At 38.9% G+C, this 14,137-nt stretch carries 11 protein-coding genes and 1 pseudogene; all 12 read left to right on the forward strand.

Going from position 1 to position 14,137, the window contains the following annotated elements; all coding sequences use genetic code 11:
* Nucleotides 1-976, forward strand: a 976-nt coding sequence (locus SORDD27_RS07155) for a class I tRNA ligase family protein (RefSeq protein ID WP_081103396.1), incomplete at its 5' end; no start/stop codon positions are given.
* 195 nt (nucleotides 977-1,171) lie between these two features.
* Nucleotides 1,172-1,867, forward strand: coding sequence for a GNAT family N-acetyltransferase (locus tag SORDD27_RS07160; protein ID WP_061428283.1), 696 nt, complete (start codon nucleotides 1,172-1,174; stop codon nucleotides 1,865-1,867).
* Nucleotides 1,868-1,878: 11 nt separating this feature from the next.
* Nucleotides 1,879-2,295 carry a GNAT family N-acetyltransferase gene (locus tag SORDD27_RS07165; protein ID WP_061428285.1) on the forward strand — a complete coding sequence of 139 codons (417 nt, stop codon included), beginning with the start codon at nucleotides 1,879-1,881 and terminating at the stop codon, nucleotides 2,293-2,295.
* A gap of 286 nt (nucleotides 2,296-2,581) precedes the next feature.
* On the forward strand, nucleotides 2,582-3,580 hold the full coding sequence (gene ruvB / locus SORDD27_RS07170) for a Holliday junction branch migration DNA helicase RuvB (protein WP_081103397.1): 999 nt from the start codon (nucleotides 2,582-2,584) through the stop codon (nucleotides 3,578-3,580).
* Nucleotides 3,561-4,145 (forward strand): nucleotidyltransferase family protein, encoded by a 585-nt coding sequence (locus SORDD27_RS07175; RefSeq protein WP_061428287.1) that lies wholly within the window; start codon nucleotides 3,561-3,563, stop codon nucleotides 4,143-4,145. The genes ruvB and SORDD27_RS07175 overlap by 20 nt, the downstream gene beginning before the upstream one ends.
* A gap of 441 nt (nucleotides 4,146-4,586) precedes the next feature.
* Nucleotides 4,587-7,286 (forward strand): RNA-directed DNA polymerase, encoded by a 2,700-nt coding sequence (locus SORDD27_RS07180; protein WP_061428289.1) that lies wholly within the window; start codon nucleotides 4,587-4,589, stop codon nucleotides 7,284-7,286.
* Nucleotides 7,279-8,004 carry a macro domain-containing protein gene (locus SORDD27_RS07185; RefSeq protein WP_061428291.1) on the forward strand — a complete coding sequence of 242 codons (726 nt, stop codon included), beginning with the start codon at nucleotides 7,279-7,281 and terminating at the stop codon, nucleotides 8,002-8,004. The genes SORDD27_RS07180 and SORDD27_RS07185 overlap by 8 nt, the downstream gene beginning before the upstream one ends.
* Nucleotides 8,005-8,225: 221 nt before the next feature.
* On the forward strand, nucleotides 8,226-8,984 hold the full coding sequence (locus tag SORDD27_RS07190) for an isoprenyl transferase (protein WP_061428293.1): 759 nt from the start codon (nucleotides 8,226-8,228) through the stop codon (nucleotides 8,982-8,984).
* An 8-nt stretch (nucleotides 8,985-8,992) separates the two neighbouring features.
* A complete protein-coding gene (locus SORDD27_RS07195) occupies nucleotides 8,993-9,796 on the forward strand; it encodes a phosphatidate cytidylyltransferase (RefSeq protein WP_061428295.1) in 804 nt (267 codons plus the stop codon).
* 15 nt (nucleotides 9,797-9,811) lie between these two features.
* Nucleotides 9,812-11,068 (forward strand): RIP metalloprotease RseP, encoded by a 1,257-nt coding sequence (gene rseP / locus SORDD27_RS07200; protein WP_061428296.1) that lies wholly within the window; start codon nucleotides 9,812-9,814, stop codon nucleotides 11,066-11,068.
* A gap of 16 nt (nucleotides 11,069-11,084) precedes the next feature.
* Nucleotides 11,085-12,938, forward strand: a complete 1,854-nt coding sequence (locus SORDD27_RS07205; RefSeq protein WP_061428298.1) for a proline--tRNA ligase — start codon at nucleotides 11,085-11,087, stop codon at nucleotides 12,936-12,938.
* A gap of 98 nt (nucleotides 12,939-13,036) precedes the next feature.
* A pseudogene (locus SORDD27_RS07210) lies at nucleotides 13,037-14,137 on the forward strand (glycoside hydrolase family 1 protein); the annotation flags it as partial.

The following is a 14,137-nucleotide window of genomic DNA, read 5'->3' on the forward strand; positions in this document are numbered from 1 at the left end:
TACTGAGAAATTGGCTGATGAGGACCTCCTCAAACAATGGTTGCCAGTAGACATCTATGTGGGTGGTGCAGAGCATGCCGTTCTTCACTTGCTTTATGCTCGTTTCTGGCACAAATTCCTCTATGACCTCGGTGTTGTTCCGACTAAGGAACCATTCCAAAAACTCTTTAACCAAGGGATGATTTTGGGAACAAGCTACCGTGACCACCGTGGAGCTCTTGTGGCGACTGACAAGGTTGAAAAACGTGACGGTTCTTTCTTCCATATGGAAACAGGAGAAGAGTTGGAGCAAGCACCAGCTAAGATGTCTAAATCGCTCAAGAACGTTGTTAACCCAGACGACGTAGTGGAACAATACGGTGCCGATACCCTTCGTGTTTATGAAATGTTCATGGGGCCACTCGATGCTTCCATCGCTTGGTCTGAAGAAGGCTTGGAAGGAAGCCGTAAATTCCTTGACCGTGTTTACCGTTTGATTACAAGTAAAGAAATCGCTGCGGAAAATAATGGTGCTCTTGACAAGGTTTATAACGAAACCGTTAAATCTGTTACTGAGCAAATCGAATCCATGAAATTTAACACAGCCATTGCCCAACTTATGGTCTTTGTCAACGCTGCTAATAAGGAAGACAAACTCTATGTGGACTATGCCAAAGGCTTTATCCAATTGCTTGCCCCATTTGCACCTCACTTGGCAGAAGAACTCTGGCAAACTGTTGCTACAACAGGTGAATCCATCTCTTACGTAGCTTGGCCAACATGGGACGAAAGCAAATTGGTTGAAGACGAAATCGAAATCGTCGTCCAAATCAAAGGTAAAGTTCGTGCCAAACTCATGGTCGCGAAGGACCTTTCACGTGAAGAATTGCAAGAAATCGCTCTGGCTGACGAAAAAGTCAAAGCAGAGATCGATGGCAAGGAAATCGTGAAGGTGATTAGTGTCCCTAATAAACTCGTTAATATCGTCGTTAAATAACGAGTTTATTAGCCCTATCTGCCACCTTCAATAGTCCACTGGACTATTGAAGCCAACCAAACTCGTTAATATCGTTATTAAATAAGAAATGAATCCTTCAGAGTAGAATCTGGAGGATTTTTTGAATTTTTTCATGAAAGTATGATATACTATGTGCAATTATAAAGTTTGAAAAGTAAAACAAGGAGAAAAACGATGCCAGTAAATGAATATGGTCAGATGATTGGTGAGTCAATGGAAGGTTATACATCTGGTGAATTGCCTTCTATTGATTTCTTAGAAGGGCGTTATGCTCGGATAGAGGCTCTTTCGGTGGAAAAGCATGCAGAGGGTTTACTAGCTGTTTATGGCCCAGATACTCCTCGGGAGATGTGGACCTACCTCTTTCAGGAGCCAGTGGCAGATAGGGAGGAACTAGTCAGCCTTTTAAACCAGATGTTGACTCGTAAGGACCGTTTTTTCTATGCTATCTTGGATAGGGAGACGGGTAAGGTCTTGGGAACCTTTTCGCTTATGCGCATCGACCAAAATAATCGTGTAGTTGAAGTTGGGACTGTCATCTTTTCTCCAGAGCTCAGGGGAACACGAATAGGGACAGAAGCCCAGTATCTCTTGGCGCGCTATGTGTTTGAGGAGCTTAACTATCGTCGCTATGAGTGGAAATGTGATTCTCTAAATATCCCATCAAGACGAGCCGCGGAGCGTTTGGGCTTTGTTTATGAAGGCACCTTCCGTCAGGCAGTCGTTTATAAGGGACGTACACGTGATACGGATTGGCTCTCTATGATTGATAAGGACTGGCCTCAAGTTAAAGCTCGTTTGGAAGCATGGCTGGCTCCTGAAAATTTTGATAAAAATGGACGACAGTACAAGAGCTTGAGAGAATTCTGAGAGGTATTGAGATGATGACTATTAGAAGGCAAGAAATCGTCAAGCTAAAGGATGTTTTGCATCTCTATCAGGCTGTTGGTTGGACAAATTATACACATCAACCTCAGGTGTTGGAGAAGGCCTTGGCTCACTCCTTAGCGATTTATTTGGCACTTGATGGCGATGCCGTAGTGGGCTTGGTTCGTTTGGTTGGAGATGGTTCTTCATCGATTTTTGTCCAGGATTTGATCGTTTTGCCGAGCTATCAGCGCCAAGGGATTGGTAGCAACTTGATGAAAGAGGCTTTAGGTGACTTCAAAGATGCCTATCAAGTCCAACTAGTGACCGATCAGAAAGAAAAAACCTTGGGATTCTATCGTTCTCTGGGATTTGAAACCTTATCTACTTATGATTGTACAGGAATGATTTGGGTGGATCGAAAAAGATAAAAAAATATTTTTTCTTAAGTAAAGTTTAAGTATCCTCTTGTATCATATAGTTATTAAATAAAGACCTCCTAATACTCTTCGAAAATCTCACCATACTTCGTTAGAGTCGACTTAGCTAACTATAGTTATGCTTGCGTCTATCTGCCTAGTCTGATTTCGATTTTCATTGAGTACCCTTTATTTAATGAAATCCTAAACTTTTCTTTTTCATAATAATCTCCCTAAAGAGGCCACCCAATCAGGTGGCTTTTTTGTTTGTGGCTTGGATTTTTGATATAATAGAGCCATGAGTAGAATTTTAGATAATGAAATCATGGGGGATGAGGAGTTGGTAGAACGTACGCTCCGTCCTCAGTATTTACGTGAATATATTGGGCAGGATAAGGTCAAGGATCAACTCCAAATCTTTATCGAAGCTGCCAAAATGCGGGATGAGGCACTGGACCATGTTCTTTTATTTGGTCCTCCAGGTCTCGGGAAAACAACCATGGCCTTTGTTATTGCCAATGAACTGGGAGTCAATCTCAAGCAAACGTCAGGTCCTGTCATTGAAAAAGCGGGTGATTTAGTTGCGATTTTGAATGACTTGGAGCCAGGAGATGTGCTCTTTATTGACGAGATTCATCGCTTGCCCATGTCAGTAGAAGAGGTACTATACAGTGCTATGGAAGATTTCTACATCGATATCATGATTGGTGCGGGGGAAGCTAGCCGTAGTGTCCATCTAGACTTGCCACCTTTTACCTTGATTGGTGCGACAACTCGAGCAGGGATGTTGTCCAATCCTCTTCGTGCCCGTTTTGGGATTACAGGCCACATGGAATATTATACCCATGCTGACTTGACAGAGATTGTTGAGCGGACGGCAGATATCTTTGAGATGGAAATTACCCATGAGGCTGCTTCCGAGTTAGCTTTACGCAGTCGTGGAACTCCTCGTATCGCCAATCGTCTCCTCAAGCGCGTGCGTGACTTTGCGCAGATTATGGGCGATGGGTTGATTGATGATGTGATTACGGATAAGGCCTTGACCATGCTGGATGTAGACCATGAAGGGTTAGACTATGTGGATCAAAAAATTCTTCGTACCATGATTGAGATGTACGGTGGCGGTCCTGTCGGTCTAGGAACTCTTTCTGTGAATATCGCTGAAGAGCGTGAGACGGTTGAGGATATGTATGAACCCTACCTCATCCAGAAAGGCTTTATCATGCGAACTCGCTCAGGACGGGTTGCAACGGCTAAGGCCTATGAGCATTTGGGCTATGAGTACAATGAAAAATGAGCAAGAAATCCTAGATAGTGTTAGAAAAAATCCTGATATGATGGCTATTCTGACCATCATCCGTGACCTTGGTTTGCAAGACTCTTGGTTGGCGGCAGGGTCTGTCAGAAATTTTATCTGGAATCTCTTGTCAGACAAATCGCCTTTTGACCGGGAGACGGATGTGGATGTGATTTTCTTTGATCCAGATGTTTCTTATGAGGAAACAGTACCCCTAGAGAAAAAGCTGAGAGAAGATTTCCCCCAGTATCAGTGGGAGTTGAAGAATCAGGTCTATATGCATCAGCACAGTCCCCACACTGTGCCTTACACGAGTTCTCGTGATGCCATGAGTAAATATCCCGAGCGCTGTACGGCGATAGGACTCCGCTTGCATGCCGACGCAACTTTGGAGTTCTTTGCGCCTTATGGTTTAGAGGATATTTTAAAGTGTCAAGTTTCCCCGACTCCTCATTTTTTAGAGAATGAGGACCGAATGAAGCTCTATCAAGAACGCTTGTCCAAGAAAAATTGGCAAGAAAAATGGAAAAATCTCACTTTCTCAAAAAACTTAAGAAAAATTTAAGTTAGGGACGGTATACTAGGTTCATAAGTTAAGAGGAACTTAACTTAAACTCCTAAAACTTTTTCATAATAATCTCCCTATAAAATAAAGTCGCCCAATCAGGCGGCTTATTTTTTTAATGATCAAATAATCGCTAATTTTTCAAATTTATCATATAGTCAATAAAAGATTGATAAGTTATGTAAAAGATAATAATCAAAATAGAATATAATAGAGTCGCAGAATGTTACATTTTATAATACCGATGTAATTTTATTTAGCTTATAGAGAGTGGTTTTCGATAAATGAGATATCGTTGAATTTGTTTATGAACATGACTATTAAGTCTATAGACTAATAATTATTGAACAAAAACCACTTAAATAGTATAATAAGTTTTGTAAGAAAGTTGCTAGAGACTTTTGGATTCATAATGAAAAGTGAAGGGATTTTATAGGATAAATGAATAAAGATATTCTAGTTAACAAAAAATATTTAGCAAACAAAATCTTAACAGAATTAAGATACAATAAAAGATATATGTATAACTGGGTTAAATGGTTTGGTAATACAGATAAAGACTCTCTAAAAATTAGAGAATATTTAGAAGAGGAAATTGAAAATGTTAATTATGAAATAAAAGCTTCTCGATTTAATGTAGAGAATTGTTTTATAGATGCCGTTCCCTTATTCAAAAAAATTAGTCGTTCTAAGGAAGAACTGAATAACAAAGATGATGAAATTTTATGTGAACGAGAAAAAAATGTTATCAGTTTTGCTGCAGAAAATAAAATAAATGGTGCCATAGAATATAATTATTTCTTACTATCTGATTTGAAAATAATGATATTAGGAGCAATTTGGGTAGAAGTTATAGGTAGAGAATTAGATAATGGACAATTATCTAATGATGTATATGCAAATCGAGTTTCTGAAAATACAAGTTCCATTTTTAAACCTTATTTTGAAGCCTATTCTGATTTTAGAGATGCAAGTTTTAAAGAAGTGAAAACTTTGATTGAAAATAATAAAACGGGTATTTTAGTACAGACAGACCTTAGCAAATGTTTTTATTCTATTAATATAGAGAACCTGAAGGGTGAAATTACATCTTTTCTTGAAGATAGTAGAGTTGGTGAAGATGTAATGAGGTTAAATGCTTATGTTTTCAGTGTTTTAAAGAAATATAATGATTTACAAACTATCACGGAGTACATAGAAAAAACATCTTCTCAGAAAGATCAAAAAATTTTACCTATAGGTTTTTTTCCTAGTAATGTATTAATTAATATTTATCTTAAAGAGTTAGACAAAGAGATAAAATCTAGACACAATCCCATACAGTATGGAAGGTATGTTGATGATATATCTTTTGTTATCGTTAAAGAAATTAATAATGATAATAAAAATGAAATTGTTAATGATATCGAAGGAGAATTGGATAGAATAAAAGAAAAGCTAAAGAAAAAGGATATTTATATAAATCTTAATTTTGAAAAGACTCTATATTTTATTATAAGTGAGAAGAATGATATAAATTATTTGAGAAAATTTGAAAAGGAAACCTCAAGATTATCTAGTGATAATCATAGGATTATTGATCCACTAGAGTTTGAAGACGAGTTTGATAAAGCATATATTTTGACAAAAGATATTACAAAATTATCAGATTTATTTACAATATCCAAAGATAAAAAGCATCTAAGTAGGATAATTTCAACAATTTTTTATTCTATTTATGGAACTATGAGAAAAGAAAATCATAAAAAAAATGTCGAACTTTCGAAAAAATTTATTAAATATTTTTATGATTTTGTTGATGATGAATTTTTTTTAGAACTATATGATTATTGGTATCAGTTATGTGCGATAGAAACAATTTCTCAAAATCTACATAAATTAGATGGAAAAGTTCGAGATAAAACTATGTTTTACAAAAAACTAGAGAATATTAAATCTATTAATGATGAATTGATAGGTACTTTTGTAGAATATTATGAAGACTTATTAAAAAAATGTTTTTTTGAAAATGATAAAGAGTTGATTGTTAGTTTACAAGATAATTTCAGAAAACCAAAATATAAATATCAAGATGATAATTATTTACTTAACTACGAGATTCAACTAAAAAAACTATACGAGATATTCGAGCACATTGGTGAGGAAGAGTTTCAAAAGTTTAAAATAGAATCTAATCAATTTAATAAACTAAATGATTTACTCAAAGAGTGGAATAAAAATAATGGATATCCTAAAAAAATTGGAAACGAGGATATACTTTTAGAAGATTATGAAAAAAAATCAACTCTTCGATTTGCTCAAGCAAATCTTTATTCTTATGAAAAAAGATTAGAAATGTTTATTAAAACATCAGAAAATCTCTCCTCTCTTTCTGACATTGTAACTGTTTTAAATTTATCAGATAAATATAATGCGGATATTATTTCTTTCCCAGAGCAAGGGATTAGTATTGAAGATATTGTTACTGTCGTAAAGCATGCAGTAAAGACTAAAACACTGATAGTAGGTGGGTTAGATTTTATATTAATTAACGGAAGAGTCTTAAATCTAACTATTGTTATTATTCCACTAAAAACAACAATAAAAGGTGTTGAATACAAAGATGCTCATATTCAACTAATTCCGAAGATATATCCGTCGCCGGAAGAATATGATAAATTTAGGCAGAGTAGGCCTGAAGGTAAGAATATTAATTGGACAATGTACATTCCAAAAGAAGAATTTAATCACACTTTTAGCTTCAGAGGATATAAGCATGCTTTTTTAAATTGTTATGAAGCGACTTCAATCGATTTGAAATACGAAATTTCTAAAGAAGAACCCTTTGTAATACATCTTATAACTAATAATAAAGATATAAAATATTATTACCAAATTTCTGAGAGCCTCTCTAGAGATTTGATGGCTGTAACAAGTATAACGAATTATTCTGGATTAGGTGGAGTTCAAATTTTTGTTCCTTATAGAGAGGAATATAGACGTATTGTCTCAAGTCATAAAGGTTCAAAGAATACTCATGTAGATATTTGTGATATAGATTTAGATGACATAAAGAATAAACGACTAAATAATCTAAATGAAAAGATGAAGCAAAATCCCCCAAAATACTATTATGGAAATATAGAGGAGTATCATGATTGAAAAAATAAAAAAGTATGGTTCAAATACATTGGCATGGTTCGGTATTTTACAATTTTTACAGCCAATTCTACCGAACGAGAATTTTCAATATATTTGCTATCAAATGTCTCTACTTGCTGTTTCTTTGGTAATTACTTTATTAATTGCATTGGTACATAGATTTGTTCAAAAATATATATTTTTAAGTAATACACAGAAATTAAAACTAGAAATTTATTATGATGATATTTTCAATCAAAAATATGATGATTATATTCGCGTTATTGCAACTGATAATGATTTAACGGTGGATAAAGCCAAAATTAGTCCAAAGTCTGTCTACTCTTCGTTTCTAAATAGAATCAATGTAGCTACTATAGAGGATGTTAGAAGGGATGCTAATCGAATTGTAACATTACAAAATGATTCTTCTGTATATTATTTAGTTAAAATTGCTTCTTTTGATGAAAAAGATAAGATGGTTTTGGAAGATCTCAGAGATTATTTTTCGATTTTATATGACCTTTGTGAATACATAGAAAATAATGCTAAAGGAAAAAAAATAGTCTGTCCTGTTTTGGGAGGAAGAATAAGTTTTCAAAATGCAACACCTACTAGTTCTGATAGGCTAAATCTTATGAGATTAGCATTCGAAACATATAATTTTAAAAGAGAAATTGATATTGTGGTTGTTGTAAATAAGGATAATACAAGACCTAAAAAGTATGCTATTGTATAAGAAAACTTTAAGATAGGAGCTGTATACTTATCTCATAAGTTAAGAGGAACTTAACTTAAACTCCTAAAACTTTTTCATAATAATCTCCCTATAAAATAAAGTCGCCCAATCAGGCGGCTTATTTTTTGTCTGCCTACAAGTAGGTGCAGTAACTTAGCAATAGAAGAAAATAGGGAAATATGGTATAATGAAACGATAGATTTTTGAATAGGAATATGATCATGTTTGGATTTTTTAAGAAAGATAAAGCTGTAGAAGTAGAGGTTCCAACACAGGTTCCTGCTCACATTGGGATTATCATGGATGGAAATGGTCGCTGGGCTAAAAAACGGATGCAACCACGGGTTTTTGGTCATAAGGCGGGAATGGAAGCCCTCCAAAAGGTGACCAAGGCAGCTAACAAGATGGGAGTTAAGGTTATCACAGTCTATGCCTTTTCAACGGAGAATTGGACACGCCCGGATCAAGAAGTCAAGTTTATCATGAACTTGCCAGTCGAGTTTTATGATAACTACGTCCCTGAATTACATGCAAATAATGTTAAGATTCAGATGATTGGAGAGACAGACCGTCTGCCTAAGCCGACTTTTGAAGCTTTGAAAAAAGCAGAGGAGTTGACCAAGAACAATACAGGCTTGATTCTCAATTTTGCCCTTAATTATGGTGGTCGTGCTGAAATCACGCAGGCTCTTAAGAGCTTGGCTCAGGAAGTTCTAGATGCCAAAATCAATCCTGGCGATATCACAGAAGATATGATTGGGGATTACCTTTTCACACAACACCTGCCAAAGGACTTGCGAGATCCAGATTTGATTATCCGTACGAGTGGTGAGTTGCGTTTGAGTAATTTCTTACCATGGCAAGCAGCCTATAGCGAGCTTTACTTTACGGATACCTTGTGGCCTGATTTTGATGAAGTCGCCCTGCAGGAAGCTATTGCTGCCTTTAACCATCGCAATCGCCGATTTGGAGGAGTTTAGGAGAAGATATGACCAAGGATTTACAAAAGAGAACATTGTTTGCAGTATTGGCTCTGGCCATCTTCCTTCCAGTCTTGTTTGTGGGAGGACTCTTGTTGCAGATTGGCATTGGTTTGTTAGCGATGCTGGCTGTCCATGAACTCTTGCACATGAAGGGGCTAAAGACCATGACCATCGAGGGTGCCTTGACCCTCTTTGCGACCTTTGCTCTCACAATCCCTTTAGAAAATTACCTAACTTTTTTGCCAGTTGATGGGAATGTGGTTGCCTACAGCGTTTTGATTACCATAATGCTAGGGACCACCGTTTTCAGTAAAAACTATACGATTGAAGATGCCGCTTTTCCAATTGCTGTGAGTTTTTATGTTGGTTTTGGCTTCAATGCCTTACTAGATGCTCGGGTGGCAGGTTTTGACAAGGTGCTTCTGGCCCTCTTTATCGTCTGGGCGACAGATAGCGCAGCTTACCTGATAGGGATGAATTTTGGTAAGCATAAGTTGGCTCCGAGAGTTTCTCCCAATAAGAGCATTGAGGGCTTTATCGGAGGTATTCTAGGTGCGGTATTGGTAACAGCAATCTTCATGCTTGTAGACAGCACAGTTGCTCTTCCTTATGGGATTTATAGAATGAGTCTCTTTGCTGCCTTCTTCAGTGTGGCAGGTCAGTTTGGTGACTTGATTGAGAGTGCCATGAAACGCCATTTCGGTGTTAAGGATTCTGGAAAATTTATCCCTGGACATGGCGGTGTGTTGGATCGCTTTGACAGCATGCTGATTGTGTTTCCAATGATGCACTTATTTGGCCTGTTTTAAAGAAAGGAATATTGAATGATTGGATTGCTAACCTTTATCCTCGTTTTTGGGATTATTGTGGTGGTGCATGAGTTTGGACATTTTTATTTTGCCAAGAAATCGGGCATTCTAGTTCGTGAATTTGCCATTGGTATGGGGCCCAAGATTTTTTCCCATATCGGTAAGGATGGCACTGCTTATACCATTCGAATCCTTCCTCTAGGAGGCTATGTTCGTATGGCAGGCTGGGGTGATGATGCGACAGAAATCAAGACAGGAACTCCAGTCAGTTTAACACTTACCGATGATGGTAAGGTCAAACGGATCAACCTCTCAGGGAAGAAGTTGGATCAAACGTCTCTTCCTATGCAGGTAACTCAGTTTGACTTTGAAGACAAGCTCTTTATCAAGGGTTTGGTCCTGGAAGAAGAAAAGACTTTTACAGTAGATCACGATGCAACAGTTGTTGAGGCAGATGGAACCGAAGTGCGCATTGCCCCTCTGGATGTGCAGTACCAAAATGCTTCTATCTGGGGTAAGCTCATCACCAACTTTGCAGGCCCCATGAATAACTTTATCTTAGGTGTTGTTGTTTTTTGGATCCTGATCTTTTTGCAGGGTGGTGTTAGAGACACTCAGACCAATCTCTTTCATGTCATGCCTGAAGGAGCTTTGGCTAAGGTGGGCGTAGCTGAGACAGCTCAAATCACCAAGGTCGGCTCCCACGAAGTTAAGAATTGGCAGGATTTGACCCAGGCTGTGGAAGCAGATACCAAGGACAAGACCGCTCCGACCTTAGATGTGACCATTTCTGAAAATGGTAGCGAAAAACAAGTTACTGTGACTCCAGAAGAAAATCAAGGACGTTATATTTTAGGTGTTCAACCGGGGATCAAGTCCGACTTTCTATCCATGTTTGTTGGTGGATTTACGACAGCTGCTGACTCGGGGCTCCGTATCCTTTCGGCTTTGAAAAACTTGATTTTCCATCCAGATTTGAACAAACTCGGTGGTCCCGTTGCCATTTTTAAGGCAAGTAGCGATGCTGCTAAAAATGGTCTTGAGAATGTCCTCTATTTCCTAGCTATGATTTCCATCAATATCGGAATTTTTAATTTGATTCCGATCCCGGCTTTGGATGGTGGAAAGATTGTGCTCAATATCCTAGAGGCTATCCGCCGGAAACCCCTTAAACAAGAAATTGAAACCTATGTCACCATGGCTGGTGTAGTTATCATGGTTGTCTTGATGCTAGCTGTAACCTGGAATGACATTATGCGACTCTTCTTTTAGATAATCGAGGAATATTATGAAACAAAGTAAAATGTTAATCCCTACACTTCGCGAAATGCCAAGCGATGCTCAAGTTATCAGCCACGCCCTTATGTTGCGTGCTGGTTATGTTCGTCAAGTTTCTGCCGGTGTTTATTCTTACCTACCACTCGCTAACCGTGTGATTGAAAAGGCTAAGAATATCATGCGCCAAGAGTTTGATAAGATTGGTGCGGTGGAGATGTTGGCTCCTGCCCTTCTCAGTGCCGATCTCTGGCGCGAATCAGGCCGTTACGAAACCTATGGTGAAGACCTTTATAAACTGAAAAATCGTGAAAAGTCAGACTTTATCCTAGGTCCGACACACGAAGAAACTTTTACAGCTATTGTTCGTGACTCTGTGAAATCTTACAAGCAATTGCCACTTAACCTTTACCAAATCCAACCGAAATACCGTGATGAAAAACGTCCACGTAACGGACTTCTCCGTACGCGTGAATTTATCATGAAAGACGGCTATAGTTTCCATGCTAATTACGATAGTTTGGATGTGACTTATGACGAGTACAAGGCGGCCTATGAACGAATTTTCACTCGTAGTGGTTTGGATTTCAAGGCTATCATCGGTGACGGTGGTGCCATGGGTGGTAAGGATAGCCAAGAATTTATGGCCATCACACCAGCCCGTACAGACCTCGACCGCTGGGTTGTCTTAGATAAGTCAGTTGCCTCATTTGATGAAATTCCTGTAGAAGTACAAGAAGAAATCAAGGCAGAATTGCTCAAATGGATGGTTTCTGGTGAAGACACCATTGCCTACTCAACTGAGTCTAGCTATGCAGCTAACTTAGAAATGGCAACAAACGAGTACAAATCAAGCAACCGTGTTGTTGCGGAAGAAGAAGTAACTCGCGTGGAAACACCAGGTGTTAAATCTATTGACGAAGTCGCAGCCTTCCTAAATGTCCCAGAAGAACAAACGATTAAAACCCTCTTCTACATGGCAGATGGTGAGCTTGTTGCAGCCCTTCTAGTTGGAAATGACCAACTCAATGAAGTCAAGTTGAAAAACCACTTGGGTGCAGATTTCTTTGATGTTGCGAGCGAAGAAGAAGTAGCAAATGTTATCCCAGCAGGCTTTGGTTCACTTGGTCCAGTTGGTTTGCCAGAAAATGTGAAAATCATTGCAGACCGTAAGGTACAAGATGTTCGCAATGCTGTTGTGGGGGCCAACGAAGATGGCTACCACTTGACGGGTGTGAACCCAGGTCGTGATTTTACTGCAGAATATGTAGATATCCGCGAAGTTCGTGAGGGTGAAATTTCACCTGACGGACAAGGTGTTCTTAACTTTGCCCGTGGTATCGAGATTGGTCATATTTTCAAACTCGGAACTCGCTACTCAGCAAGCATGGGTGCAGATGTTTTGGACGAAAATGGCCGTGCTGTGCCAATCATCATGGGATGTTACGGTATCGGTGTTAGCCGTCTTCTCTCGGCAGTTATGGAACAACACGCTCGCCTCTTTGTTAACAAAACACCTAAAGGTGAATACCGTTATGCTTGGGGAGTTAACTTCCCTAAAGAATTAGCACCATTTGATGTGCACCTGATCACTGTCAATGTCAAAGACGAAGAAGCACAAGCCTTGACAGATAAACTTGAAGCTAACTTGATGGGAGCTGGTTACGAAGTCTTGACAGACGACCGTAACGAACGTGTCGGAGTGAAGTTTAGCGACAGCGACTTGATTGGGTTGCCAATCCGTATCACTGTCGGGAAAAAAGCAGCCGATGGCATCGTAGAAGTTAAGATTAAAGCGACTGGTGACACCATCGAAGTTCATGCAGACAACTTGCTTGAAACGCTTGAAATCCTCGGCAAGAAATAAAAACTATAATCAGAAGAAAAACAAGGCAAAAATGTAACTAGTTTTTACCTTGTTTTTTCTATATAATGGGGAAAATGAGTAAATGAAGAGGTAAAGCTATGCTAAAATTTCCAAAGGATTTTGTCTGGGGTTCCTCCACTTCTGGACCACAGACAGAAGGGCGAGTGCCAGGTGACGGCAAGGGAGATAATCTCTGGGATTATTGGTATCAAGTAGAGCCAAACCGCTACTACAATGGAATTGGACCTGCTAAAACATCGACCTTCTATGAAAACTGGGAAAAGGATATTGAGCTTTTGGTAGAGACTGGGCATACAGCCTTCCGAACTTCTATTCAGTGGTCTCGTATTTTCCCGCAAGGTCGTGGAGAGGTCAATCCGCAAGGGGTGGCTTTCTACCGTCAGGTTTTTGAGGCTATTAAGGCCAAGGGGATTCGTCTCTTAGTCAATCTCTATCACTTCGACCTGCCATTTGCCCTCCAAGAAGACGGCGATGGTTGGGAAAATAAGGAAACTGTCAAGGCTTATGAAGACTATGCTCGTTTTTGTTTTGAGACATACGGTGACTTGGTGGACCAATGGATTACCTTTAACGAGCCCATTGTTCCTGTGGAATTTGGCTATTTTTACGATGCCCATTATCCACATAAGGTGGATGCAGAAGCAGCGGTTAAAGTAGCCTATCACACACAATTAGCTAGCAGTCGAGCGGTCAAGGCCTGTCATGAGATTTTGCCTGATTCCAAGATTGGGATTGTCCTTAATTTGACACCAGCCTACCCACGTAGCCAGCATCCCGCGGATGTCAAGGCTGCTCGCATTGCCGATCTCTTCCAAGCTCAATCTTTCCTAGATCCGTCTGTTTTAGGAGCTTATCCAGAAGAATTAGTAGAAATCTTGTCTGAGCATGATTTGCTGCCAGAGTACACTGTTGAAGAGTTAGAACTCATTCGTGAGAATACAGTTGATTTCCTAGGAGTCAACTACTACCAACCTTTGCGCGTTATGGCGCCACGTTTTGCTAAACATCCAGACAGTCCCCTCTTGCCAGAACATTTTTTACGAGCCTTATATCATGCCGGGCCGTAAAATCAATCCTCACCGCGGTTGGGAAATCTACGAGCAGGGGATTTATGATATCGCTCAGAATATCAAGAAAAACTATGGCAATATCGAGTGGATGCTGACAGAGAATGGCAT

Origin of the sequence: Streptococcus oralis, assembly GCF_001579025.1 — a bacterium.
In the GTDB taxonomy this organism is placed as follows: domain Bacteria; phylum Bacillota; class Bacilli; order Lactobacillales; family Streptococcaceae; genus Streptococcus; species Streptococcus oralis_X.

Excerpts from the sequence above, each read along its gene's own strand:
- SORDD27_RS07165 (WP_061428285.1), top strand. The coding sequence starts at position 1,879 with ATGATGACTATTAGAAGGCAAGAAATCGTCAAGCTAAAGGATGTTTTG.
- SORDD27_RS07175 (WP_061428287.1), top strand. The coding sequence starts at position 3,561 with ATGAGTACAATGAAAAATGAGCAAGAAATCCTAGATAGTGTTAGAAAA.
- SORDD27_RS07185 (WP_061428291.1), top strand. The coding sequence starts at position 7,279 with ATGATTGAAAAAATAAAAAAGTATGGTTCAAATACATTGGCATGGTTC.
- ruvB (WP_081103397.1), top strand. The coding sequence starts at position 2,582 with ATGAGTAGAATTTTAGATAATGAAATCATGGGGGATGAGGAGTTGGTA.
- SORDD27_RS07160 (WP_061428283.1), top strand. The coding sequence starts at position 1,172 with ATGCCAGTAAATGAATATGGTCAGATGATTGGTGAGTCAATGGAAGGT.
- SORDD27_RS07195 (WP_061428295.1), top strand. The coding sequence starts at position 8,993 with ATGACCAAGGATTTACAAAAGAGAACATTGTTTGCAGTATTGGCTCTG.
- SORDD27_RS07180 (WP_061428289.1), top strand. The coding sequence starts at position 4,587 with ATGAATAAAGATATTCTAGTTAACAAAAAATATTTAGCAAACAAAATC.
- rseP (WP_061428296.1), top strand. The coding sequence starts at position 9,812 with ATGATTGGATTGCTAACCTTTATCCTCGTTTTTGGGATTATTGTGGTG.
- SORDD27_RS07190 (WP_061428293.1), top strand. The coding sequence starts at position 8,226 with ATGTTTGGATTTTTTAAGAAAGATAAAGCTGTAGAAGTAGAGGTTCCA.
- SORDD27_RS07205 (WP_061428298.1), top strand. The coding sequence starts at position 11,085 with ATGAAACAAAGTAAAATGTTAATCCCTACACTTCGCGAAATGCCAAGC.